22 protein-coding genes are annotated in these 23,048 nt (G+C 62.0%); 9 read left to right on the top strand and 13 right to left on the bottom strand.

All coding sequences use genetic code 11. The features are described 5' to 3' along the window. Window positions 1–15 precede the first annotated feature (15 nt). Window positions 16–1,530: a threonine ammonia-lyase, biosynthetic gene (ilvA, locus tag HBO05_RS18660; protein ID WP_169954967.1), complete on the bottom strand. Its 1,515-nt coding sequence runs from the start codon at window positions 1,528–1,530 to the stop codon at window positions 16–18. 136 nt (window positions 1,531–1,666) lie between these two features. On the opposite strand from ilvA, the gene rpiA reads away from it, so the two are divergent. Together rpiA and HBO05_RS18670 are read left to right on the top strand one after the other, a co-directional pair. Then, entirely contained in the window at window positions 1,667–2,338 is a 672-nt protein-coding gene (rpiA, locus tag HBO05_RS18665) for a ribose-5-phosphate isomerase RpiA (protein WP_029289406.1), read from the top strand. A gap of 362 nt (window positions 2,339–2,700) precedes the next feature. Next, window positions 2,701–4,647: an autotransporter domain-containing protein gene (locus tag HBO05_RS18670; RefSeq protein WP_172313678.1), complete on the top strand. Its 1,947-nt coding sequence runs from the start codon at window positions 2,701–2,703 to the stop codon at window positions 4,645–4,647. A 7-nt stretch (window positions 4,648–4,654) separates the two neighbouring features. On the opposite strand, the gene HBO05_RS18675 is transcribed toward HBO05_RS18670, so the two are convergent. From HBO05_RS18675 to HBO05_RS18690, 4 genes are all read right to left on the bottom strand, one after another. Further along, on the bottom strand, window positions 4,655–5,575 hold the full coding sequence (locus tag HBO05_RS18675) for an SdiA-regulated domain-containing protein (RefSeq protein ID WP_169954969.1): 921 nt from the start codon (window positions 5,573–5,575) through the stop codon (window positions 4,655–4,657). Window positions 5,576–5,696: 121 nt separating this feature from the next. Then, window positions 5,697–6,623 (bottom strand): SdiA-regulated domain-containing protein, encoded by a 927-nt coding sequence (locus tag HBO05_RS18680; protein ID WP_169954970.1) that lies wholly within the window; start codon window positions 6,621–6,623, stop codon window positions 5,697–5,699. A gap of 264 nt (window positions 6,624–6,887) precedes the next feature. Next, a complete protein-coding gene (locus tag HBO05_RS18685; protein WP_172313680.1) occupies window positions 6,888–7,553 on the bottom strand; it encodes a fumarylacetoacetate hydrolase family protein in 666 nt (221 codons plus the stop codon). 24 nt (window positions 7,554–7,577) lie between these two features. Next, on the bottom strand, window positions 7,578–8,972 hold the full coding sequence (locus HBO05_RS18690; RefSeq protein ID WP_169954972.1) for an FAD-binding oxidoreductase: 1,395 nt from the start codon (window positions 8,970–8,972) through the stop codon (window positions 7,578–7,580). Between the two features lie 205 nt (window positions 8,973–9,177). On the opposite strand from HBO05_RS18690, the gene serA reads away from it, so the two are divergent. Next, window positions 9,178–10,407, top strand: coding sequence for a phosphoglycerate dehydrogenase (gene serA / locus HBO05_RS18695; protein ID WP_029289418.1), 1,230 nt, complete (start codon window positions 9,178–9,180; stop codon window positions 10,405–10,407). Window positions 10,408–10,471: 64 nt separating this feature from the next. Here the strand turns inward: serA and HBO05_RS18700 are convergent, their stop codons facing one another. Further along, window positions 10,472–10,909 carry a DUF4399 domain-containing protein gene (locus tag HBO05_RS18700; protein ID WP_169954973.1) on the bottom strand — a complete coding sequence of 146 codons (438 nt, stop codon included), beginning with the start codon at window positions 10,907–10,909 and terminating at the stop codon, window positions 10,472–10,474. 134 nt (window positions 10,910–11,043) lie between these two features. Between HBO05_RS18700 and HBO05_RS18705 the strand changes: the two genes are divergently transcribed. Further along, window positions 11,044–11,667 carry a transporter substrate-binding domain-containing protein gene (locus tag HBO05_RS18705; protein ID WP_172313682.1) on the top strand — a complete coding sequence of 208 codons (624 nt, stop codon included), beginning with the start codon at window positions 11,044–11,046 and terminating at the stop codon, window positions 11,665–11,667. Window positions 11,668–11,814: 147 nt separating this feature from the next. Here HBO05_RS18705 and HBO05_RS18710 read toward each other — a convergent pair whose 3' ends face one another. Together HBO05_RS18710 and HBO05_RS18715 are read right to left on the bottom strand one after the other, a co-directional pair. Then, window positions 11,815–12,309: a DUF523 domain-containing protein gene (locus HBO05_RS18710; protein WP_169954975.1), complete on the bottom strand. Its 495-nt coding sequence runs from the start codon at window positions 12,307–12,309 to the stop codon at window positions 11,815–11,817. 2 nt (window positions 12,310–12,311) lie between these two features. Next, window positions 12,312–12,944 (bottom strand): 2OG-Fe(II) oxygenase, encoded by a 633-nt coding sequence (locus HBO05_RS18715; RefSeq protein ID WP_169955048.1) that lies wholly within the window; start codon window positions 12,942–12,944, stop codon window positions 12,312–12,314. A gap of 131 nt (window positions 12,945–13,075) precedes the next feature. Between HBO05_RS18715 and HBO05_RS18720 the strand changes: the two genes are divergently transcribed. Next, on the top strand, window positions 13,076–13,828 hold the full coding sequence (locus tag HBO05_RS18720; RefSeq protein ID WP_169954976.1) for a DUF2059 domain-containing protein: 753 nt from the start codon (window positions 13,076–13,078) through the stop codon (window positions 13,826–13,828). Between the two features lie 122 nt (window positions 13,829–13,950). Here HBO05_RS18720 and HBO05_RS18725 read toward each other — a convergent pair whose 3' ends face one another. Further along, on the bottom strand, window positions 13,951–14,892 hold the full coding sequence (locus tag HBO05_RS18725) for an alpha/beta hydrolase (protein WP_172313684.1): 942 nt from the start codon (window positions 14,890–14,892) through the stop codon (window positions 13,951–13,953). 111 nt (window positions 14,893–15,003) lie between these two features. On the opposite strand from HBO05_RS18725, the gene HBO05_RS18730 reads away from it, so the two are divergent. After that, a complete protein-coding gene (locus HBO05_RS18730; RefSeq protein ID WP_170042128.1) occupies window positions 15,004–15,579 on the top strand; it encodes a DUF6436 domain-containing protein in 576 nt (191 codons plus the stop codon). Between the two features lie 40 nt (window positions 15,580–15,619). Continuing rightward, on the top strand, window positions 15,620–17,986 hold the full coding sequence (locus HBO05_RS18735) for a penicillin acylase family protein (protein ID WP_172313686.1): 2,367 nt from the start codon (window positions 15,620–15,622) through the stop codon (window positions 17,984–17,986). A 110-nt stretch (window positions 17,987–18,096) separates the two neighbouring features. On the opposite strand, the gene HBO05_RS18740 is transcribed toward HBO05_RS18735, so the two are convergent. Further along, window positions 18,097–19,002 carry an AraC family transcriptional regulator gene (locus HBO05_RS18740; RefSeq protein ID WP_076963658.1) on the bottom strand — a complete coding sequence of 302 codons (906 nt, stop codon included), beginning with the start codon at window positions 19,000–19,002 and terminating at the stop codon, window positions 18,097–18,099. 99 nt (window positions 19,003–19,101) lie between these two features. On the opposite strand from HBO05_RS18740, the gene HBO05_RS18745 reads away from it, so the two are divergent. After that, window positions 19,102–19,455 (top strand): carboxymuconolactone decarboxylase family protein, encoded by a 354-nt coding sequence (locus tag HBO05_RS18745; RefSeq protein ID WP_076963657.1) that lies wholly within the window; start codon window positions 19,102–19,104, stop codon window positions 19,453–19,455. Here the strand turns inward: HBO05_RS18745 and HBO05_RS18750 are convergent. Then, window positions 19,433–20,398 carry a GlxA family transcriptional regulator gene (locus HBO05_RS18750; RefSeq protein WP_169954981.1) on the bottom strand — a complete coding sequence of 322 codons (966 nt, stop codon included), beginning with the start codon at window positions 20,396–20,398 and terminating at the stop codon, window positions 19,433–19,435. The genes HBO05_RS18745 and HBO05_RS18750 overlap by 23 nt on opposite strands. Window positions 20,399–20,670: 272 nt before the next feature. On the opposite strand from HBO05_RS18750, the gene HBO05_RS18755 reads away from it, so the two are divergent. Continuing rightward, the gene (locus tag HBO05_RS18755; RefSeq protein WP_169954982.1) at window positions 20,671–21,312 is read left to right on the top strand and encodes an HD domain-containing protein; all 642 of its coding nucleotides are present in this window, start codon (window positions 20,671–20,673) and stop codon (window positions 21,310–21,312) included. A 130-nt stretch (window positions 21,313–21,442) separates the two neighbouring features. Here the strand turns inward: HBO05_RS18755 and HBO05_RS18760 are convergent, their stop codons facing one another. Next, the gene (locus HBO05_RS18760) at window positions 21,443–22,327 is read right to left on the bottom strand and encodes an ABC transporter permease subunit (protein WP_057440425.1); all 885 of its coding nucleotides are present in this window, start codon (window positions 22,325–22,327) and stop codon (window positions 21,443–21,445) included. Continuing rightward, the coding region (locus HBO05_RS18765) for an ABC transporter permease subunit (RefSeq protein ID WP_172313688.1) at window positions 22,324–23,048 on the bottom strand (725 nt) is incomplete at its 5' end. The genes HBO05_RS18765 and HBO05_RS18760, both read right to left, overlap by 4 nt.

Here is a 23,048-nt window from a genome sequence, read left to right on the forward strand (position 1 = left end):
AGTCAGCGTAGTCGCTCAACCGAGGAACAGCTGATAGGCCGGGTTGTCACTTTCATCCCAATACGGGTAGCCAATCGCTTCCAATGCCGCTGGCACCAGGTGGCGCTCGTTGGCCGGCACTTGCAGCCCAGCCACCACACGGCCATCGGCCGCGCCGTGGTTGCGATAGTGGAACATCGAAATGTTCCAGCGCCCGCCCAACTTATTCAGAAAGTTGAACAAAGCCCCAGGACGCTCCGGGAACTCGAAGCGGAACACCACTTCATTGCTGACATGCGCCGCATGCCCGCCGACCATATGGCGGATGTGCAGCTTGGCCAGTTCGTTCTCGGTCAGGTCCAGCACCGGGAAACCCTGCTCGCTCAGGCTGGCAATCAACGCGCTGCGCGGGTCGGTTTCCGGGTGGGTCTGCACCCCGACAAAAATGTGCGCTTCGCTGCCGGAGTGGTAGCGGTAGTTGAATTCGGTGATCTGGCGCTTGCCCACGGCCTCGCAGAAGGCCTTGAAGCTGCCCGGGCGCTCGGGGATGGTCACGGCAATGATCGCCTCGCGACCTTCGCCCAGCTCGGCGCGCTCGGCCACATGGCGCAGGCGGTCGAAGTTGACGTTGGCCCCGGAATCAATGGCGACAAAGGTCTGGCCGCTGACGCCACGGGTCTCCACATACTTCTTGATCCCGGCCACGCCCAATGCCCCTGCAGGCTCGGTGATGGAGCGGGTGTCGTCGTAGATATCCTTGATCGCCGCGCAGATTTCATCGGTGCTGACGGTGATCACTTCATCCACATAGTCCTTGCAGATATCGAAGGTGTGCTGGCCGATCTGCGCCACCGCCACGCCATCGGCAAAGATCCCCACGGCCGGCAGTACCACGCGTTCGCCCGCGGCCATGGCGGCTTGCAGGCAGTTGGAGTCGTCCGGCTCGACACCGATGATCTTGATCTCCGGGCGCAGGTACTTCACGTACGCCGCGATGCCGGCAATCAGGCCGCCGCCGCCCACCGGGACGAAAATCGCATCCAGCGGCCCTGGGTGCTGGCGCAGGATTTCCATCGCCACGGTGCCCTGCCCGGCAATGGTGTGTGGATCATCGTAGGGGTGAATGTAGACGTAGCCTTTTTCGTCGACCAGTTTCAGCGAGTACGCCAGCGCTTCCGGAAAGGAGTCGCCATGCAGCACCACTTTGCCGCCACGGGAACGCACGCCTTCGACTTTGATCTCCGGGGTGGTCTTGGGCATCACGATGGTGGCCTTGACCCCTAGCACCTTGGCCGCCAGGGCCAGGCCCTGGGCATGGTTGCCCGCCGAGGCGGTGACCACGCCACGGGCACGTTCTTCGGCGCTCAGTTGGGTCAGCTTGTTGTAGGCGCCGCGAATCTTGAAGGAGAACACCGGCTGCAAGTCTTCACGCTTGAGCCAGACCTTGTTGCCCAGGCGCTCGGAGAGCTGGCGGGCGGTCTGCAACGGGGTTTCCACGGCAACGTCGTAAACGCGCGAGGTGAGGATCTTCTTGACGTACTGTTCGAGCATCGGAAAGCATCACTGGGCGGGTTGGGCAGGGCCGAGGAGTCTAACCCGCCTCTTGGCCGGACGACCACACGAATCCAGAGGTTTTGTTGGGTTATACTCGCGTCCCTCTTTACTCCCCGCCCGTTCCGGAGCCCGCATGACCCAGGATCAACTCAAACAGGCAGTGGCCCAGGCCGCCGTCGATTTAATCCTTCCTAAACTCGACGATAAAAGCATCGTCGGCGTCGGCACCGGCTCCACCGCCAATTGCTTTATCGATGCGCTGGCCCTGCACAAGGGCGCGTTCGACGGCGCCGTGGCCAGCTCCGAAGCCACCGCCGCGCGCCTCAAGGGCCATGGCATCCCGGTGTACGAGCTCAATACCGTGAGCGACCTGGAGTTCTACATCGACGGCGCCGATGAAAGCGACGAGCACCTGAACCTGATCAAGGGCGGCGGCGCAGCCCTGACCCGCGAGAAGATCGTCGCAGCCGTGGCCAAGACCTTTATCTGCATCGCCGACGCCAGCAAGCTGGTGCCAGTGCTGGGCAACTTCCCGCTGCCCGTCGAAGTGATCCCCATGGCCCGCAGCCACGTGGCCCGCGAGCTGGTGAAACTGGGCGGCGACCCGGTGTACCGCGAAGGCGTGCTGACCGATAACGGCAACATCATCCTCGATGTGTTCAACATGCAGATCACCAACCCGGTGGAGCTGGAGACCCAGATCAATGCCATCGTCGGCGTGGTCACCAACGGGTTGTTTGCAGCGCGGCCTGCCGATGTACTGCTGCTGGGGACCAGTGAAGGCGTGAAAACCCTCAAGGCCTAAGTACACGCAGAACCCCTGTGGGAGCGGGCTTGCTCGCGAATGCGGTGTGTCAGCTAGCAAAATCGGTGACTGGCACACCGCATTCGCGAGCAAGCCCGCTCCCACATTTTTGACCGCGCCCTATCCGATGTACATGTAACAAAAACGCTACTTTTCGCAGCATTCCCTCCCCCGCCTGCCCCAATTTGTGCGCCAGCTCACGGCATCCCCTGCCATATCTGGTATCAAATCCGTTACAACTTATAGCCAGGCGACCCCCACTTCCAACAACGCGCCAATTCGCGACCGCCCCATGGAATGAGGCGCGCATTGTGCAATCGGTCCCGCCGAGCCACTCCCTCAACCACCTCAAGGAAGACCTTGTGATCAAGCCCCTAACCCTCGCTGTCAGCGTTGCCTGTGCCCTGCTGTCGACTCAATCCCATGCCTACGACTACGGCGAGCACGCCAATGTCACCCTGGAAAAGCTGATCACCGACTACCCAGGCCGCTATCGCGGCACGGCCAACTTTGCCGGGGCCGCCGCCTGGATGCAGAGCCAGATGGGCAGCGCCTACAACATCAGCCGCCAGGACTTCACCTGGAATGGCGGCAGCCGCGCCTCGCAGAACGTGGTGGCCTACGCCGCCGGCACCAAACCGCAATACGTGGTGATTGGCGCGCACTTCGACACCTACTTCGGCCGCCCGACCCTGCAAGGCCTGGACGACAACGGCTCCGGCGCCAGCGTGCTGACCGAAGTGGCGAAGAACCTCGGTGGCCTGCAACTGGAAAACGGCCTGCAGATCGTCGGCTTCGGCGCCGAAGAGGAAGGCCTGCGCGGCTCCCGGGCGTTTGTCGACTCATTGAGCGCCAGCCAACGCGCCAATATGCTGGCCATGATCAACCTCGACAGCCTGATCACCGGCGACATGATGTACGCCCACGCCGGCCAGAACAGCACCGCCAATCCGGCCCTGGCGTCGTTGCGCGAACACACGTTCCAGATCGCCAAGGAGTTGAACATCAACCTGTTCACCAACCCCGGCCTGGACGCGCAATACCCCGCCGGCACCGGCTGCTGCAGTGACGGCGAGGCCTTCGAGGCGCTGAACATCCCGATCCTGTATATCGAAGCCACCAACTGGGAACTGGGCGCCCTGGACGGCTACACCCAGACCAACAACCCGGCAATCCCCGGCGGCTCGACGTGGCACGACCCCAATGAAGACAACAAGACGGTCCTGACCAACGCCTTCGGCCAGGAACGCATCGACCAGCGCCTGCGCGACTATTCGCGCCTGCTCAGTCGCCTGGTGCTGGAGCTGACCAATGCCGACTTGATGGCTTCCACCACCTCGGGCGGCGCGGTTGCGCGCAATATGCAGGACAACCTGCAGCGCCAGCACCAGGCCATGGTGCGCCTGCACGACCGTCGCTGGCTGACTTTGCAAGCGGCCAGCCGTGAAGTCGGCAGCTTCGATGGCGAGATCGGCGTGGACGGCGAATACAACCCGGACAGCGGCTTCGACACCGCCCCCAACCCAGAGGCCCGGCGCCTGGGCCTGCATGCCCTGGGCGACTATCAACTGAGCAGCAGCCTGAACATCGGCGCCAGCCTGAGCTACCTCAACGGCCGCGACAAGCTGGAACACCGTGGCAAGCTGCAAAGCGACACCTGGCAAGCCGCGGTCTACGCCTTGTTGAACGATGGCGGCCCGACCTGGCTGGCCGGAGACCTGAGCGTGGGCCACAGCAGCTTCGACTCCAAGCGCAACCTGCTGATCCAGGCCAACGGTGGCCCCGTGCTACTTAACCAGCAGTTGACTGGCGAGACCGATGCCCTGTCCCTGGGCGCCCGCGTGCTCGGCGGTTATGACTTCGACCTGGGCGCGATCAAGACCGGGCCGTTTGCCGGGCTCGATTACAGCCACTCGCGCATCGACAAGTTCCACGAGAAGCAGAACCTGCGCACCGCCCTTGAATATGAAGAACAGTCCTTCGATTCCCTGGAAGCCAGCCTCGGCTGGCGCGTGCGCGGTGCCGTGGCCCTGCCTTATGGCCTGAGCCTGATGCCCTACGGCGACATCGCCTGGGTCAAGGAATTGGCCGACGGCCGCCTCGACGACCTCGACCTGACCGCCCGCGCCGACGGCCAGGCCCGTACCGCACGCCTGGGCTCAGTGGACAAGAGCTTTGGCCGCGCACAGGTCGGCAGCCAATTGGCGATCACCCCGCAGCTTGGGGTGTACGCAGAGGTGAACGGCCGCCTGGGCCATGCCGAAGGCAGCCAGACCGGATATTCGTTGGGTGTGCAGTGGATGTTCTGATCCGCGCTTACCGCTGCTCGGGCTTTTTCTTGAAGACATAGAACAGGTTCGGCTCACTCACCAGGTACAACGTGCCATCGTCATCCATGGCAATACCCTCGGCCTGGGGCACGCGTTTTTTCAGGCCATTGCGCCCCTTGAGCAGCGACAAGCTGCTCAAGGGGCGACCGTCGATATCCAGCTCCAGCACCAGGTACGACTCATCGGACAGCGCCAGCAAGTGGCCACTGCGCTCATCGTATTGCAGGCTGGACAGGTCGCGTACAAACAGCCCGGCATCGCGTCGGGGGTTGTTGACCACGTGGACCGAGTAGGTTTTTTCCGGTTTGAAATGGGGAAAGCCGTGCACTTCGTAGATCAGCATCGGGTCCCGCTCCTTGGCGACGAACAGGCGCTTGCCCACTGAGTCATAGGCCAGCCCTTCAAAGCCTTTATTGCCCTTCAGGTGCACACCCAGGGTCATCTGCTCGGCCTCGGCCGCGTCGAGAAACTGCGTGTCGTCCTCCAGGTGAATCTTGATCAGCCGCTGCTGGCGTTCATCGCTGACCACGTAGGTGTTTTCGCTGATGAACTCCACCGCCTCGGCATCGCCAAACCCCACCAGGTTGATGCGCCGCAGGATCTTGCCGTCCAGGGACAACTCGACCAGTTCGGCGTTTTGGTTGGTCACGGTAAACAGGCTCTTGCGCACCGGGTCGTAGGTCAGCGCCGAGACATCATCATCCAGGCCTTCAATCACCTGGGCTTCCAGCACCACCTCATAGTCCGCCAGGCCAATGGAGCGTTCATCCAGCGGCTGGCGCCAGGTCTGCCAGTTGAACCAGGCGCGCTCGAATAAACGGAACTGCTGGGCGACCACGCCCACAGCAACCAGGGCGATCAACACTAGGATAAGAAGGGCAGGTTTGGGGCGGGCAAATCGGCGCATGGGGGCTGGCTCAAAGTCAAAACTGGCAAATGAATATCACAGCCATCTGAATTTAAACTTAAACGCAGCTCAGTGTCTGGGGAATGCCGCTCATAGAGAAGAATCCGACGTAATCAATCGGCTATTTCTGCTTCTCGAAGCGGTAGAACAAATTGGGCTCGCTGACCATGTACAGGGTGCCGTTTTCGTCCATGGTCACGCCTTCGGCGCGGGGGATGGTGTTTTTCAAGCCGTTGAAGCCGCCCAGCACGGTCATGAAGCTGACTTGCTCGCCCTTCTCGTCCAGTTCCAGCAGCAGATGGGAGTCGGCGGACAGTACTAACAAGTGGCCGGTACGCGGATCGACACTCAGGGCCGAAAGGTTGCGGATATCCAGCTCGGAGCTGGGCAATTTCTGCTTGTCGCCCGCCAGGACCTGGCTGCCGTCGCTGGCCCAGGTAAACAGCTGCGCTGGGCGCTCGATACCCAGCACCAATTGTTGATTGCGCTTGTCCCAGGTGATGGCCTCGAACGCCTTGTTCTGGTTCTTGGAGGGGCCCAGGTCGTAGCTCGGGTAGTCAGCGAAGGCCAGTTGCCGCGTGTCGGCATCGACCTTGACCAGGGTCACGTTGTGCCTGCGCTCATCCACGATGGCCAGCACGCCGTTTTCCATGACCGTCACACCTTCCGGGTTGCTCCAGCCCACCATCGGAATCTTGCGCAACACATCACCCTGCAGGCTCAGCTCCACCAGGAACGGGTTTCTGCCCATGACGGCGAACAAGGTCTTGGTCCTGGGGTCGTAGGCCAGATCCGAAGCTTCGTCCTTTTCCATGCCGGGCAACGGCTTGGCGTCGATCACCGCCTGGTAATCCGGAAGCCAGATGCTCTCGCGACGCTCCATCGGGCTTTCAAACCGCTCCAACACCCACAACGCGCCCCGGTCATCCCAGTGCATCAACCAGGAAATCCCGTACATGATCGCCCCGGCCAGGAACAGCCAGGAATACCAGCGCATGTTCAAGCGCGAACGAAGAGTGGGTTTCACAGAAGGGAGGGGCACGGCCATGGAGGCATTCCAGATAATCGGCTGTAGGTGATGGCCCAGGCTCAGAGCGCCTGCGTGCCATATGGCCGAGGATTATCCGGATGGAGTGTGAAAAAAATGCAAAGCCCCGATGTGCGCAGTACGCACAAATAATCTGTGTACAAGCTTGTGTGGGAGCCGGGCTTGCCCGCGATGCAAGCACCGTGGTGCATCAGGCACACCGCGGTGATGCTATCGCACGCAAGCCAGCTCCCACTAAAGCCGGCTTCTACATGAGTATGGGAGTTAGCGTACGGCGCTTTCGAAGCGGCTGACACCCGGCAGTTCCAGCACCAGTTCGTCACCCACTTCCAGCGGGCCCACGCCCACAGGGGTTCCGGTCAGGATCACATCCCCGGCCTGCAGCGAGAAGCAGCCCGCCATGTGCTGGATCATCGGCACGATCGGGTTGAGCATTTGCGCGCTGTTGCCGTCCTGGCGCACCTGGCCATTGATGGTCAGGCGAATGCCGATATCGGTCAGGTCGGGGAAGGTGCTGCCCACCACGAACGGCGCAATGACTGCCGCACCGTCGAAGGACTTGGCGATTTCCCACGGCAGGCCCTTGGCCTTGAGCTCGGACTGCTTGTCGCGCAAGGTCAGGTCCAGGGCCGGGGCGAAGCCGGAGATGGCGTCCAGCACTTCTTCACGGCTCGGGGTTTTCGACAAGGGTTTGCCGATCAACACCGCGATTTCCGCTTCGTAGTGCACCGAACCGCGCTCGGCTGGAATGGCAAAGCCGCCTTCCAACGGCACCACGCAACTGCCCGGCTTGATAAACAGCAGGGGCTCGGTCGGTACCGGGTTGTCCAGTTCCTTGGTGTGTTCGGCGTAGTTGCGCCCGATGCAGACCACTTTGCCCAGTGGAAAGTGGATGTTGGTGCCGTCGACGTACTTGTGCTGATAGCTCATGGACCGCTTCCTCTTTCGTGATGGTTAAACAGCGAAGATCTTGCCCGGGTTCATGATCCCGTTCGGGTCGAACACGGCTTTCACTGCCTTCATATATTCGATTTCAACCGGAGAGCGGCTGTAAGTCAGGTAATCGCGCTTGGTCATGCCCACGCCGTGTTCGGCGGAGATCGAGCCGTTGTACTTCTCGACGGTCTCGAACACCCACTTGTTGACGGTGGCGCACTTGGCGAAGAACTCGTCCTTGGACAGGTTTTGCGGCTTGAGAATGTTCAAGTGCAGGTTGCCATCGCCGATGTGGCCGAACCAGACAATTTCGAAGTCTGGATAGTGTTCGCCGACGATCGCGTCGATTTCCTTGAGGAATGCCGGCACTTTCGACACGGTGACCGAAATGTCGTTCTTGTAGGGCGTCCAGTGGGAGATGGTCTCGGAGATGTACTCGCGCAGCTTCCACAGGTTATGCAACTGGGTTTCGCTCTGGCTCATCACGCCATCGAGCACCCAGCCCTGTTCGACACAGTGCTCGAAGGTTTCCAGGGCGTGGTTGGCGACTTCTTCGGTGGTGGCTTCGAATTCCAGCAGGGCGTAGAACGGGCAATCGGTCTCGAACGGCGCCGGCACATCGCCACGGCCGAGGACTTTGGCCAGGGCCTTGTCAGAGAAAAACTCGAACGCCGTCAGGTCCAGTTTGCTTTGGAACGCGTGCAGCACCGGCATGATCGAGTCGAAGTCGGTGGTGCCCAACACCATTGCGGTGAGGTTTTTCGGGGCCCGGTCCAGGCGCATGGTGGCTTCGACCACAAAACCCAGGGTGCCTTCAGCGCCGATAAACAGCTGGCGCATGTCGTAGCCGGTGGCGTTCTTGATCAGGTCGCGGTTCAGTTCCAGCACATCGCCTTTGCCGGTGACGACCTTCATGCCCGCTACCCAGTTACGGGTCATGCCGTAGCGAATCACCTTGATCCCGCCGGCATTGGTGCCGATATTGCCGCCAATCTGGCTGGAACCGGACGATGCGAAGTCCACCGGGTAGTACAGGCCGTTTTCTTCGGCGACGTTCTGCAATTGCTTGGTGACCACGCCCGGCTGGCACACGGCGGTGCGATCGGTGAGGTTCACGTCGAGGATCTGGTTCATGTAGTCGAACGACACCACCACTTCGCCATTGGCCGCCACGGCGGCCGCCGACAGGCCGGTACGCCCGCCGGACGGCACCAGCGCCACCTTGTGCGTGTTGGCCCAGCGAACGATGGCCTGCACCTGCTCAATGGTCTTGGGGAAGACGATAGCGGTCGGCGCGGGGGCGAAGTGCTTGGTCCAATCCTTGCCGTAAGCCTCCAGGGAGTCTGCATCGGTCAGCACTTTGCCGGGCTCAACCAGGGTCTTTAGCTCATCAATCAGGGCAGGATGGGTCATCGACAGAACTCTCGAACAATTCATGGTCATCCTGAGAACGCTTCACGTCGCAGGAATGAGTGTTTAGCGGGGCGCGTATGCTAGCATACCGCCCCCGCAGGACAGAGCCCAAGGGCGTTTCTGCGGTGACGGCTTTCCTGCCGTCCGGGTCAGCTTGCGCTGCTCGATTCCCTGCCATTTTTCTCCGGGATACAGGTTTACGCAGATGAGCAAGACTTCTCTCGATAAGAGCAAGATCAAGTTCCTTCTTCTGGAAGGCGTCCACCCATCGGCCGTCGACGTCCTAAAGGCCGCCGGGTACACCAGCATTGAGTACATCACCAGTTCTCTGCCGGAATCCCAGCTCAAGGAAAAGATCGCCGACGCGCACTTTATCGGCATTCGCTCCCGCACCCAGCTGACCGAAGAGATCTTCGACCACGCCAAGAAGTTGGTGGCGGTCGGTTGTTTCTGCATCGGCACCAACCAGGTCGACCTCAATGCAGCGCGCGAGCGCGGTATCGCGGTGTTCAACGCCCCGTACTCCAACACCCGTTCCGTGGCGGAGCTGGTGTTAGCGGAAGCCATCCTGCTGTTGCGCGGTATCCCTGAGAAGAACGCTTCCTGCCACCGTGGCGGCTGGATCAAGAGCGCGGCCAATTCCTTCGAAATTCGCGGTAAAAAGCTGGGTATCGTCGGTTACGGCTCCATTGGTACCCAGCTGTCGGTATTGGCTGAAGGCTTGGGCATGCAGGTGTTCTTCTACGACACCCTGACCAAGCTGCCGTTGGGCAACGCCACCCAGGTGTCGAGCCTGACCGAACTGCTGGGCATGTCCGACATTGTCACCCTGCACGTGCCGGAAACCGCTGAGACCCAGTGGATGATCGGCGAGAAGGAAATCCGCGCCATCAAGAAGGGCGGGATCTTGATCAACGCCGCACGCGGCACCGTGGTCGAGCTGGATGCCTTGGCCGACGCGATCAAGGACAAGCACCTGATCGGCGCTGCCATCGACGTGTTCCCGGTGGAGCCACGCTCCAACGACGACATCTTCGAAAGCCCGCTGCGTGGCCTGGACAACGTGATCCTGACCCCGCACATCGGCGGCTCCACCGCTGAAGCCCAGGCCAACATCGGCCTGGAAGTGGCAGAGAAGCTGGTCAAGTACAGCGACAACGGTACGTCGGTGTCCTCGGTCAACTTCCCGGAAGTGGCCCTGCCGGCTCACCCTGGCAAGCACCGCCTGCTGCACATCCACCAGAACATTCCTGGCGTGATGATGGAGATCAACAAGGTCTTCGCGGAAAACGGCATCAACATCTCCGGTCAGTTCCTACAGACCAACGAGAAGGTCGGCTACGTGGTGATCGACGTAGACGCCGAGTACTCGGACCTGGCGCAAGAGAAGCTGCAGCACATCAGCGGTACTATTCGTAGCCGCGTGTTGTTCTAAGGTTTCAAGCGCACCACGAAAAAGGGAGCCCCACGGGGCTCCCTTTTTTTCGTCTGAACAAATCTTACTTCACCGTAACAGTGATCACTTTTGAGGCTACAGTAGGTTCGAACTGACGATGCAGGTTATCGCCCGCCACCAGTTGCAGCGTGTGCTTGCCTGGGGCCAGGGTCAGTTCGGTCTTGGTTTGCGCCTTGCCGAAGTGGATCACAGTGTCGGTGGCCGGAATCGGCTGGCTTGGATCAGGCAGTTGCGCCTGGTCGACCAGCAGGTGGTGATGGCCTGCACCCGGGACTTGTTTGTCGATGGGCTCCAGGTCCATGCCCTTGATGCCAAACTCGACGGTGAAGGTCTTGTCGACGGTGGCGCCATCCTTGGGCGAAACAATGAACACTTCAGCCCCTTTGGGTGCCGGTGTGCGCGGGATATCCGCCGCAGACGCCAGCATTGAAGCCCCCAGCAGCAAGCTGGCCAGGGTTGCACGAGACAAAATGGCTTTCATTAACTTCTCCAGTTTTTCTATGAAATCTGTAGGGTTAAGACAACTTAGTGACGAAACGTTGTCCAAGGCACTCAACACCATAGCAAAGCGAGCCTTAACCGCGTCTCGCACCTTCGAATTCTTTAGGAGTGACCATGCGTTTTTTGCCTGGCCTGTTACTTGTGCTGCCTTTGCTGAGCCCCTTGGCTCACGCCGAACTGTTCGACGAGGTGTTTGACCGTGGCGAACTGCGCATTGCCCTGGAAGCGGACACGCCGCCCTTCAACTTCAAGGAAGGCGACAAACTCACCGGCTTTGAAGTGGACCTGGGTGAGTTGCTGGCTCGGGAAATGGACGTACGCGCCTCCTTTATCACCACCGACGACAGCGACTTGCTGCCCGGTGTGGAAAGCGGCAAGTACGACGTGGCGATCAACCACATCGCTGTGACTCCTGAACTGCGGGATCGTTTCGATTTCAGCGCGCCTTATAGCTATGCCAATGCCCAGATGCTTGCCAACAAGCAGCAAAAACCCCTGTTGAGCGGCGTGAATACACTCACCAGCAGTCAATTTGCCGCCAAGCCCACCGCGGGCGTGGATTTGCGCAGCCGGGTCGATGCCAAGGCCACGCTGACCCTGGCCATCCCCTTCCAGAAGGGCAACCCGGCGTTCAAATCGAGCCTGGACAAGGCACTGGAACGGATCAAGGCCGATGGACGGCTGACGGCGCTGTCGGAAAAGTGGTTTGAGGCTGACACCAGCAAACCTGCCAAATAACCAATGTGGGGCCAGGTTTGTGTGAGAGCGGGCTTGTGTGGGAGCGGGCTTGCTCGCGAAAGCGGTGTGTCAGTCAACAAATCTGGCACTGATAAACCGCATTCGCGAGCAAGCCCGATCCCACAAAAGGCTGGTCCTACATGGGATTTAAGCGGGGTTTGAGAGCTGGTCCAGGGCTACCGCCGCCTCGGCCAGCTCCAGCTCGCTGAACACCTGCACCCCATGGCGCTTGAGCAACGCCGCCGTCACGCCTTCGCCCGTGACTTTGACCCCACTGAAGGTGCCGTCATACGTCAGCAGGTTGCCGCAAGACGGGCTGTTGGCCTTGAGCACGGCGATGCGGATGCCATGGCGCTGCACCAGGGCCAGAGCCTGGCGCGCACCCTCGACAAAGGCGTCACTGAAGTCTTCGCCATCGGCGGTCAGCACTTGGGCGCGGCCTTCCCACACCGCCATCCCCTGCCCGCCCGGAATCTCGGCAGATGGCCGTGGGGTAGGCAGGCCACCGGCTACCTCCGGGCATACCGCAACCACCCGGCCTTCGGCCTGCCAGGCGGCCAGTTGGTCAAACGGCCCGCTGGCCCCACCGTCGTAACGTACGCGATGCCCCAGCAGGCAGCGGCTGACCAGAATCTTTTGCATGCTCAAAACGGCTCGTTGCCCCGCCGGCGAAACCAGCCTGTCAGGGACAGGCGTTCGCGGTGGGCGGGCAGGACTTCGTGGGGCACTTCCCCCGACAGGAACACCACCAGGCAACCGCCGGTGGGGTCCACGTCGTATTCAACGCCGTCCTTGAGGTACATGCGCAACTGGCCGCCGTGCTCGGGCAGCCAGTCCTGGTTCAGGTAGACCACCGCCGAGACCATGCGCCGGTCATCATCGCGAAAACGGTCGAGGTGCTTGAGGTAGAACGCCCCCGGCGGGTACATGGCGAAGTGGCATTCGAACTCTTCCAGGCCGAGGAACAGCCCGCGGTTCATCGCCAGCCGCAGGTTGTCCATCAACGCCAGATAGCGGTCGCAGATCGCCGCCTGGCCGGGCTCCAGCCATTGGATATGGTCGCCACGGATCCCCTCGCGAATCTCTTGGGCCGGGCCGCGTCCGACAGCGGCCGGGGCCAATTCGCCTTCAATTGCGCGTTTATGGCACTCAGCCGCCAGTTCCAGGGTCAGAGCCTCTGGCAGGAAGATGTTCTGCTGCGACCAGCCCTTCACGGCCAGGTCGTCGACGATGCTTAGCAGCAGCGGGTCATCAGGGGATATTTGCATGGCGCGCATAGTATCCATACGCCTGGCAAACCGACAGCGCCGCCGAGCGCCTAAATACACTTTAGTCAGGCGATTGATAGGACTTCTCGACAAATCCTACGCCCGACACGGACAATAGTGGCCGACTGACAGGAGTCCCTATGCGTCGTTTGTTTTTATCCTTGCTGATGTTCTGCGTGTTGCCCGCCTGGGCAGACAGCCATGACCAGTTGTACGCGGTCGCCGGCTGGCCGGAACAACGCGCGCATTTTAATGACGCCTTGAGTGCCGCCCAGCAGCGCTACCGCAACAGCTTGCCGCCGGCGGTGTACCAGGCGCTGGTGGACAACAGCAATAAACGCTTCGCCCCCAAGGCCATGGATCAGCGCGCCGAAGCCCAGTTGCGCCAGAACCTGGCGGACCCAAAACCGGCGCTGGCGTTTTTCCAGTCGCCGCTGGGGCGCAAGATTGTCGCCGCCGAGTTGCTGGCGACCCGTCGCGACCAGTTGGCCAAGAACGCCCAGGGCTTGCCGCAGATCCAGGCCGACGCCACCCGCAGCCTGATCATCGGCCATCTGGCCCAGGCCCTGCCTGCCCGCGAAGCCGGGGCCGAAGTCAGCCTGGCGATTGCCGGCGTGGCCGCAGACAGCCTGAGCCAGATGATCCCCGGCCTGTTGGGCGGCGGTCAGGCGCAGAGCATGCTCAATGGCCAGCGCGAGCGGTTGATGCAGCAGATCGGCAATGACCTGAACAACACCTTGTTGTACGTCTATCGGGATTTGTCGGACCCGGAGCTGGAAGAATTCGCCACCTTTGCCGAGTCGCCGCAAGGCAAGGCTTACTACCAGGCAGCGCTGGCGGCGATCCGCGCCGGCCTGGCGGTCGGCCAAAGCACCTCCAGCCTGGCCCCCTGACGCCCCTCCCCCTGTAGGAGCGAGCTTGCTCGCGAAGAACTCAAGGACGCCGCGTCTAACCAGGCAGCACGCGTTATCGTTGACGTTCTTCGCGAGCAAGCTCGCTCCTACAGGGGGGAGGGTTATTTCAGGTGGTCGGTGAGGAACTTGAAGTATTGCTCGCGGATTTCAGGCAGCTCATTGGCCATGTGATGCCGCCCACGCGGCACCATCAGGATCTGCGGCTGATCAAACTTGCCGCGCAGCACCTGCAAGTTGTGCTGCCAATCCACCGTCATATCTTCCTCGCCCTGCACGATCAGTGGTCGCCGCGTACTGCGCGGCGCGGCCTCGATGCGTTTGATCCAGCGCGCCAGCGCGCCCACCCAGGCGGTCGGCAGTTGCCGGGGCTGCAACGGGTCGGCCTCGAGGAACGGACGGAACGCCGGGTCGTTGCTGTTATCGCTGAAGCGCCGGGCGATACCTTTGACGAACGGCTTGAGCAGGTAATAGCTCAGTTGCGACCAACCCCAGGCACGCGGCCGCACCAGCGGCGACAACAGGAAGGTCTGGCCTTGCGCCGGGCTGCTGGAGCCATGGTTGAGCAGATGGTCCACTACAATCGCCCCGCCGGTGCTTTGCCCGAACAGGTGCCAGGGCTTGGGCAGTTGCAGCGCGTCGGCCTGGTCGAACAAGCCGTTCACCACGTGCTGGTACACCGCAAAATCATCGATGCTGGCACGTTCGCCACTGGACAGGCCATGGCCCGGCAAATCGCAGGCAATCACCACAAAACCCTGGTCCAGCCCCCACTCCACCACACTGCGATACAGCCCCATGTGATCGTAGAAACCGTGGAACATAAACAGTGTGGCCACAGGTTGCGCCGGCCACCAGACCTGGCTGACCACCTCGAACCCATCCACCTCCATGCGCCCCAGGCGGCTGGCCACCGGGGTTTTGCGCGCGGCCAGGTCCAGTCCATAAAAGCGCTGGTAGACCCTGGCCTCGGCCGAAAGCGGCTGCGCGTCCACCAGGGGCCGCAGGCTTTCGCGCAGATGATCGGGGTCAAAGGTAACGGGCATAAGAACTTCCAGACTAGGGCTTCACAGCAGTGAACAGATGAATATTGAGTCGCGATATTCATCTGTCAGGGCAAGCATGGCAAGCTACGCCACCGTCGAGGATTGTTCTGAATGCCAAAGCCCTACCGCAACGCCCTGCTCGCCAGCCTGATCCTGCTGATCTGCGCCGTGGTGCTGTGGGTCGCGTATGACTGGTTCCAGGGCCGCTACCTGCGGGCATTCAGCGAACATACGGCGGTGTTTTCCGGCGACCTGCTGCGCCTGCCCGACGACCTCGCAGGCCCCGGCCCGATCCGCCTGGTGCACTTCTGGGACCCGGCTTGCCCGTGCAATGTCGGCAACCAGCAGCACCTGAGCGAACTGATCGAGCAATACGCGCCCCAGGGCGTGGAGTTCTATGCCCTGCAAAAAGCCGGCAGCCACGGCCAATTGCCCGCGACCCTTGGCGCGATGAAAATCATCACCGCCCTGCCCGGCGCCGACCAGGTGCCCGCCAGCCCGGCGGTGGGTATCTGGGATCGCAGCGGCAAGCTGGCGTATTTCGGCCCGTACAGCGAGGGCCTGACCTGTAATTCGAGCAACAGCTTTATCGAACCGATCCTGCAGGCGCTCAACGGCGGGCGGGCGGTGAACGCAACCCACACCCTGGCAGTGGGCTGCTATTGTTCCTGGCCGCAAGGTTCGTAGATTTTCAAGGTAGCCCCACTTCTAATAATAAGGATTGTTTATGAAGCGCGTTTTGTCGGGTCTTGTAGCCCTGCTGGTGTTGATCGCCCTCGGGGCTGGCTGGTACGTCTACAGCAAGCAACCCACCCGCCAGGGCACGGTGGAGCTGGCCAACCTGCAAGGCTCGGTCACGGTGCGCTATGACGACCGGGGCGTGCCGCATATCCGCGCGGAAAACGAGGACGACCTGTATCGCGCCCTGGGTTACGTGCACGCCCAGGACCGCCTGTTCCAGATGGAAATCATGCGCCGCCTGGCGCGCGGTGAGCTGGCCGAGGTGCTCGGCGTCAAGTTGCTGGACACCGATAAACTGTTCCGCAGCCTGCGTATCCGCGAGCGCGCCACCACCTACGCGGCCCAGATGGACCGCCAGTCCCCGCACTGGAAGGCCCTGCAAGCCTATCTGGACGGGATCAACCAATATCAGGACAGCCACGCCAGCCCCATGGAGTTTGACGTGCTGGGCATCCCCAAGCGGCCGTTCACCGCCGAAGACACCATCAGCATTGCCGGCTACCTGGCCTACAGCTTTGCCGCAGCCTTTCGTACAGAGCCCTTGCTGACTTACGTGCGCGACCAACTGGGCAGCGACTACCTGAAGGTGTTCGACCTCGACTGGAAACCCAAGGGCGACCTCGGCCTGGCCGCCGCCGACTGGCAAGGCCTGAGCGCCATCGCCCGCCTCAGCGAGCAGGCCCTGGCCGACAATGGCCTGCCGCAGTTCGAAGGCAGCAACGCCTGGGCCATCAGCGGCAACCGCACCAAGAGCGGCAAGCCGTTGCTGGCGGGCGACCCGCATATCCGCTTTTCGGTGCCGTCTGTATGGTACGAGGCGCACCTGTCGGCGCCCGGCTTTGAACTCTACGGTTATCACAACGCCCTGGTGCCGGTGGCGTTCCTGGGCCATAACAAAGCGTTTGGCTGGAGCCTGACGATGTTCCAGAACGACGACCTCGACCTGATCGCCGAGCAGGTCAACCCGGACAACCCCAACCAGGTGCGCTACCACGACCAGTGGGTCGACATGACCAGCAGCGAGCAACAGATCGCGGTCAAGGGCCAGGCCCCGGTGACGCTGACCCTGCGCCAGTCGCCCCACGGCCCGATCATCAACGACGTGCTCGGCGCCAATGCCGGCACCACGCCGATTGCCATGTGGTGGGCCTTCCTCGATACCGAAAACCCGATCCTCGATGGCTTCTACCAACTCAACCGCGCCGACACCCTGGCCAAGGCCCGCCAGGCGGTGGCCAAGGTGCATGCACCGGGGCTCAATATCGTGTGGGCCAATGCCAAGGGCGATATTGGCTGGTGGGCCGCAGCGCAGTTGCCGATCCGCCCGGCCGGGGTCAACGCCGGGTTTATCCTCGATGGCAGCACAGCCCAGGCCGACAAGCTGGGCTTCTACCCGTTCAGTGCCAACCCCCAGGAAGAAAACCCGGCCCGTGGCTACGTGGTCTCGGCCAATGCCCAGCCGGTGTCACCTACTGGCATGCAGATCCCCGGCTATTACAACCTGGCGGACCGTGGCCAGCAGTTGAACGCGCAATTGAGCGACAACCAGATCAAATGGGACCTGGACAACAGCCAGGCCCTGCAACTGGGCACCACCACCGCCTACGGGCCGCGCCTGCTGGCGCCGCTGTTGCCGGTGCTGCGCGAGGTGGTCAAGGACCCGGCCGAACTCAAGCTGCTGGAGCAACTGGCCGCGTGGAATGGTGACTACCCGGTGCAGTCGATCCCGGCCACGCTGTTCAACCAACTGCTGTACGACCTGACTGACGCGGCCTTTCGTCCCAAACTGGGTGACGAGATGTTCAAGACCCTTATCACCACCCGTGTGATCGACGCCGCCTTGCCACGCCTGGCCGCTGCTGCCGATTCGCCGTGGTGGAACGGCCAGCGTGCCGCGACCGTCAAGCACGCCTGGGACAACAGCCTGGCGCACCTGAGAACCACCTTCGGTGACGACCCGGCGCAATGGCAGTGGGGCAAGGCCCATACCCTGACCCACGGCCATCCGCTGGGCATCAAGAAGCCACTGGACCAGATCGTCAATGTCGGGCCGTTCGCCTCACCGGGCAGCCACGAAGTGCCGAACAACCTGTCGGCAATCATCGGCCCTGCGCCATGGCCGGTGACGTACGGCCCGTCCACCCGACGCCTGGTGGACTTTGCCGACGCCGCTCACGCGCTGACCATCAACCCGGTGGGCCAAAGCGGTGTGCCGTTCGACAAGCACTATGCCGACCAGGCCGAGACCTATATCGAGGGCGGGTACGAGCAGGCGCATTTTGATGAAGAAGAGGTCCAGGCCAATACTCGCGGCACCCTCAAGTTGTTGCCGGCCCGCCCACAACAGCCCTGAAGAAACACCCTCAAAACGGTGGGAGCGGGCTTGCTCGCGATGGCTGAGTGTCAGTCGATACATTAGTTGACTGATACACCGCCATCGCGGGCAAGCCCGCTCCCACAGTTTTAATCTGCGTTGCGCATTCGACCGGGCGCTTGGCCATATGCCTCCTTGAATTTCTTGCTGAACGCCGCCTGGGACTGGTAACCCACCCGGGCCGCAATATCCGTCAGGCTCAGCCGTGACTGCTGCAGCAGATTGAACGCCAGCTCCATGCGCAACTGGGTCAGCAGCACCCACGGCGACACGCCGGCCACTTTGACAAATGCGCGCATGAACGTGGCCCGGGACATCGATGCAGCCCCCGCCAGGCTGTCGATGGTCCAGTCATGCCCGGGCTCGGCCAGCATCGCCTGCCAGGCGCGGCCCAGGCGTTTGTCGGTGAGCAAGGCAAAGGTGCCAGCCAGCGGCGCCTGTTGCGCCAACCAGGTGCGCACCAGCAAGGTGAACAGCGCCACCGACAGGGCATCAATAAACGACCGCGCGCCCAGCCGCTCACCGTCAGCCTCACTGCGCATCAGCGCAATCAGTGCCGCCAGTTGCCCATCGGCCGGCCATTGTCGGCTGGACACCACCAGGTACTCGGGCAAGGCCGCAAACAGCAACGACTGGCGGTTGTAGTGAAAGGCGCCACAGAGCATCTCAACCTCCGGCTGATCACCGCCCAAGCGATGCACCTTCAGTACCCCGCTGTCGATCACCGTGGGCAGCCTCGGCGGGGTCTGCGCGCCCTGGCTGCGCAGCAGATGGGTCGCACCACCGGGCATCAACAGGATATCGCCTTCTGCCAGCGTCACCTGCTGCCCACCCGAAAGCTCGGCGTGGCAGGTCCCCCGCACGACAATATGATACGGCGCCACCCCCAGCGATTCGGGCGCATGGTCCAGGGCCCAGTCGCCCTGGAACTGGCAGCGCACGTCAAGGCGGCCGCGCAGGTTGGCCAATGTGATCAGCGTGTCGATAGCGTTCATTTGCGAATATCGGTCAAAAAGATGAGCGGATCGAACAATACTGCCAAATCCGAACGGCACACACTGGCTTCACACCCAACCCGTTCAGGAGTCAACGCAATGTTCAATAACTGGCCCGACTTGCTGCCCACCGTGAAGAACGCCTTTGGCGCACTGGGTAAGAGCAACCCGAAGATGGTCAAAGCCTACATGGCGCTGGGCGAGGCTGCCGAGGAAAACAACGTCCTGGATGCCAAGACCCGCGAACTGATCGCGATTGCCGTGGCCATCACCACCCGCTGCGACGGCTGCATCGGCGTGCATGCCGACGCCGCGATCAAGGCCGGCGCCACCCGCGAAGAAATCGCCGCGACGCTTGCCACCGCGATCTCGTTGAATGCCGGCGCCGCCTACATCTACTCGCTGCGCGCACTGGAAGCCTACGACACACTCAAACCAGCGCCGCAAAGTTGAGCCGGAACTGCTGCGGCGTCACCCCCAGCCGGCGATTGAACACGCTGCGCAGGTGCTGGGCGTCGCGAAACCCGCATTGGTAGGCCACGGTCTTCAGCGGTGCGGTGCTGCTTTCGAGCATCACCCGCGCCGCATCCACCCGCGCGCGCTCGACAAACTCTGCCGGGGTGATCCGCGCTTCGCGGGCAAACACCCGCGAAAAGTTGCGCGCACTCATATTGGCCGCGCGGGCCAGGTCGGCGATGCCCAGGTCACCCGTCAGGTTCGCCAGCACGTACAACTGCACTTGCGCCACCGCCGAGGTGGCTTCGGCGTGGGGCGTGAGGAACGGGCTGAACTGCGATTGCCCGCCGCTGCGCTGGGTAAACACCACCAGGCGCTTGGCCACGCTCAAGGCCACTTCCGGGCCGTGGTCCTGGGCCAACAGGTACAGCGACAGGTCGATGCCCGCCGTGACCCCGGCCGAGGTGTAGAGGTTGGCGTCCTGCACGTAGAGGCGGTCGGCGTCGACCTGGGTCGAGGGGCACAGGCGCGCCAGATCAGCCGCGTCGCTCCAGTGGGTGGTGACGGTTTTGCCATCCAGCAATCCGGCCCGGGCCAGCATGAAGGCGCCATTACAGATCGAACCGAAGCGCCGGGCCCTGGCGCTGGCGTCACGCAGCCATTGATGGAACGGCGCGCCGAAATCTTCGAAGGGCAACTGCGGGCCGCCGGCAACCAACAGCAGGTCATAGGCTTGCAGCGCATTGCTGTAATGGATATGAGCCTGCAAGGACAGACCGTTGGAACAGGCGATCTGGCCCTGGACCTGGCCGATGACTTCGAGCTGGTAATGATCCGCAGGCGCCAGGAAGCGATTGGCCTCGCAGAACACATCCATGGGGCCGGTCACGTCCAGCGACTGGACGCCGGGGAAGATCAGGATCGCGACGGTCTTGTGCATGGGTAAACCTTCCTCTGGACTGTCGCAAAACCCTGTGGGAGCTGGCTTGTCGGATCGCCGCATCGCTGCGATGGCATCACCTGGGTATACCTGATGTACCGAGGCGATGCTATCGCAGGCAAGCCAGCTCCCACATTGGATCGTGTACAACCATGGCGCGATATGAAGGCACATTGGCCGGGATCGCGCCCCTGCGGCGGTGGTTGCCTGGCAGCTGGGCGACCAGACTGGACTGATCAGCGCCAACCGGCGCTTTCTTGAGGATCATGACCATGAGCACCACCATCGCCGGCATCAAAATCCCCGACAGTGCCCTGGCCAAGGCTACCACCGAATACATCCGCGACATTGAATCCGACCTGCTCTACCACCACTCCCGCCGGGTGTTCCTGTTTGGCGCCTTGAGCGGCGAGCGCCAGCAATTGGCCTACAACCCGGAGCTGCTGTACGTCGGCGCAATGTTCCATGACTTGGGCCTGGTGGCCGGCCACCGCAGCGATGATGAGCGTTTTGAAGTGGACGGCGCCAACGCTGCTGCCGCCTTTCTGAAGCCTTATGGCTTGAGCGACGACGATATCGAGCAGGTGTGGCTGTCCATCGCCCTGCACACCACGCCGGGCGTGCCCAAGCACCTGCGCCCTACCGTCGCCCTGGTGACCGCTGGCGTGGAGATGGATGTGCTGGGCATGGACTACGCCGCGTTTACCCACGTGCAGCGCGAGGCGGTGGTGCATGCGCATCCACGGGGTGAAGGGTTCAAGGAGTGCATCATCTGCGCGTTTGCCGACGGGTTGCGCCATCGCCCGCAGACCACGTTTGGCAACGTGAAGACCGATGTGCTGGTGGATCAGGAGCCAGGGTTCAAGCCGATGAACTTTGTCGAGGTGATTCGCCAGTCGCCGTGGACGGCTTAATCAACTTGAAATGCAATTGAATGTGGGAGCTGGCTTGCCTGCGATAGCGGTGGTTCAGTCACATCTTCTGTGACTGACACTCTGCTATCGCAGGCAAGCCAGCTCCCACATTTTGAGCCTGTTCCGGCCGTTAGACCGGTGCGGGCGCGCGCCGTACATCCGGCTGTTTCCAGCCATCCGCCGCAGCTTCTTCGATCGCTTGCTGGATCGCCTTCTTGCGCCGCTCTTCGGCACGGCGGCTGAAGAACCACACCAAAAAGGTCACCAGCGACACCGCCAACAGAATCAGGCTGGCCACGGCGTTGATCTCGGGCTTGACCCCAAGGCGCACCGCCGAGAACACTTCCATCGGCAAGGTGGTCGAACCCGGGCCCGACACGAAGCTGGCCAGTACCAGGTCATCCAGGGACAACGCGAACGACATCATGCCGCCCGCCGCCAGCGAGGGTGCGATCATCGGGATAGTGATCAGGAAGAACACCTTCCACGGCCGCGCACCCAGGTCCATGGCCGCCTCTTCGATCGACAGGTCCAGCTCACGCAAGCGTGCCGACACCACCACCGCCACATACGCCGCACAGAACGTGGTGTGGGCGATCCAGATGGTGACGATGCCACGCTCCTGGGGCCAGCCGATCATCTGCGCCATGGCCACGAACAGCAGCAACAGCGACAGACCGGTGATCACTTCCGGCATCACCAGCGGCGCGGTCACCAGGCCGCCAAACAGCGTGCGGCCCTTGAACTGGCTGATACGGGTCAGCACGAACGCTGCCAACGTACCCAGCGCCACCGCGGCCACCGCCGTGTAGCAGGCGATTTCCAGGGAACGCGCCACCGAGCCCATCAACTGGGTGTTGTCCAACAGGCCCACGTACCACTTGATCGACCAGCCGCCCCACACCGTCACCAGTTTCGATTCGTTGAACGAATAGATCACCAGGATCAGCATCGGCAGGTAGATGAACAGCAGCCCTACGACCAGCATGAAGCTGGAGAAACTGAAGCGCTTCATACCTTGCCCTCCATCTCTTTGGCTTGGCTGCGGTTAAACAGAATGATCGGCACGATCAGGATCGCCAGCATCACCACCGCCAGCGCAGAGGCCACCGGCCAGTCACGGTTGTTGAAGAATTCTTGCCACAACACTTTACCGATCATCAGGGTTTCCGGGCCGCCCAGCAGTTCCGGGATCACGAACTCGCCCACCACCGGGATGAATACCAGCATGCAGCCGGCAATGATGCCGTTCTTGGACAGCGGCACGGTGATTTTCCAGAAGCTGTTGAAAGTGCTCGAACCCAGGTCCGACGCGGCTTCCAGCAGGCTCTGGTCATGTTTGACCAGGTTGGCATACAGCGGCAGGATCATGAACGGCAGGTACGAATAGACCACGCCGATATACACCGCGATATTGGTGTTGAGGATCTGCAACGGTTCGTTGATCAGGCCCATGGACATCAGGAAGCCATTGAGCAGGCCGTTGTTGCTAAGGATGCCCATCCACGCATACACGCGGATCAGGATCGCGGTCCAGGTCGGCATCATGATCAGCAGCACCAGCACGGTCTGCATCTCTTTGCGCGCACTGGCGATGGCATAGGCCATCGGGTAGCCGATCAGCAGGCACAAGGCCGTGCTGAAAAACGCCATCTTCAGCGAGCCCAGGTAGGCGGCAATGTACAGTTCGTCGCCGGCCAGCAGGCTGTAGTTGGCCAGGTTGAGCACCACCTCCA

Origin of the sequence: Pseudomonas sp. WS 5079 (assembly GCF_012985465.1) — a bacterium.
Classification (GTDB): Bacteria; Pseudomonadota; Gammaproteobacteria; order Pseudomonadales; family Pseudomonadaceae; genus Aquipseudomonas.